Here is a 1645-nt window from a genome sequence, read left to right on the forward strand (position 1 = left end):
AGTGATTGGGGGGAAAATTTAGGGATTTTTTCCCTGAAAATTAGGTAATTGACCACCTGAAAATGGGTAAAACCCCACACCCCACACCCCACACCCCACACCCTGCCCCCACGAAAAACTTTTTCAGCAGCCCCTAATTAGTGAATTTTTGCCCCAAAAATCTCACACCTTTGGAAAAAGTCCTTGACAATTACTAGAGGAAGGAGTAGGTTACAAACAGTTAAATTTTCTGAAGTCTTATGTCATTATCTAAACTTATCAATCACGGGGGGTGGAGAAGCAGAGCTTATCAAAGGCTCGGCTGAAATCCTTTTCCCTAGCCACGGTTTTTACCACTACCCTTGTGCTGAGTTCGGTATCTTCCGCCGAAGCTTTCACTATTTTCACTAATCGCACCGCTTGGCAAGCTGCCGTCGATGCCATCGCTGGCAGTGTCACCACCACCGATACTTTTAGCAACAACATCGCCTCTGCTCAAACAATAACACTGGATTCGGGCATCGTTTCGGCGAATTCCTTTCCACCCGCAGTTGCGTTTGAGGATAATAGCGTTAGTGGAGGACTTTTCCTCAATTCCACTGATGGAGATGCGAGTAGCGCTTCCACAACTATCACTTGGACTTTTCCCTCACCTGTGTTTGCCTTCGGAGCGGATTTTCTAAATACTAACCCTAACCAGCTAAACCTAACGGGAAATTTCGATGGTACAGGAAACCAAACTCTGCTTGTGAATAACAGTATCGGCGGAGCAAACGGCTTTCTGGGCATTATTGGTAACGCAAACTTCAGATCGATCGTCTTTGGAACTAATACAAATGATCTCGATATCTTCCAGATCGATAGCGCTTCTCTTGCCTCTGTTGCCTCTGTTCCCGTCGCAGTTCCTGAACCTGGTATGATCACAGGACTGGTGTTCTTAGGGAGTGGTTTAGTGGTGCGTCGCCTCGCTAAACGTCGTTAATCGCGCTTGGGGTGGGGAGACGGTCTAAAATTTCCCTAATTTCCCACCCTTTGCGGTTAAAAGCTTTAATTGTGCTGCTGCCTTTGTAATTGCTCGATCGCGTCGGGGGATAAATCGGTAAATCGGGCGATTTCTGGGATAGGAAAACCAGCAGATAGCATTTTTAGGGCAATTTGTCGGGCTTTTTCTTCTTTACCTTCTTGTCGTCCTTCTTGCAGTCCTTCTTGTCGTCCTTCTTGTCGTCCTTTTTCCTCGCCTTCCTCTAAAATATCTTGATAGATGACGGATTCTCTCATAATGTCACTCCGAAGGATTTTTTTAATCGTCTCCCGATTCAATACTAACCCAGCGAGAATACTGGTGGCGGCAGCGAGATTGCTTTGCACCTGTTTTTCGGGGATAGTTTCTAAAGAACGGGACACCTGACTTAACACCTGTTCGGGGTCATCAGTATTGCTGAGGACGGCAAAGGGTAATAAACCGGGATGATGGAAAAATTGTGGTGTATTTTCTTCCCAAAGACGGATGACTTGAAAAGAATGAAAGGTTTCCCCCAGACGGAAGGTATTTTCTTGTACTAGGGGGGAATCGCTGCGTCGCAGATAAATTACCACTTGACGCATTGGTTTTTGGGGATGACGACGATAGACGCGAATGCGATAATCGAGCATTCGGAAAGGAATC

At 46.1% G+C, this 1645-nt stretch carries 2 protein-coding genes; one reads left to right on the top strand and one right to left on the bottom strand.

Annotation, left to right across the window (positions count from 1 at the left end):
* Positions 1 to 271 precede the first annotated feature (271 nt).
* Positions 272 to 961 carry a PEP-CTERM sorting domain-containing protein gene (locus PX482_RS18350; RefSeq protein ID WP_288093570.1) on the top strand — a complete coding sequence of 230 codons (690 nt, stop codon included), beginning with the start codon at positions 272 to 274 and terminating at the stop codon, positions 959 to 961.
* A 65-nt stretch (positions 962 to 1026) separates the two neighbouring features.
* Here the strand turns inward: PX482_RS18350 and PX482_RS18355 are convergent.
* Positions 1027 to 1645: Rpn family recombination-promoting nuclease/putative transposase (locus tag PX482_RS18355; protein WP_288122807.1), on the bottom strand; the 619-nt coding region annotated here is incomplete at its 5' end.

This window comes from Microcystis sp. M53602_WE12 (assembly GCF_030065455.1).
Classification (GTDB): Bacteria; Cyanobacteriota; Cyanobacteriia; order Cyanobacteriales; family Microcystaceae; genus Microcystis; species Microcystis aeruginosa.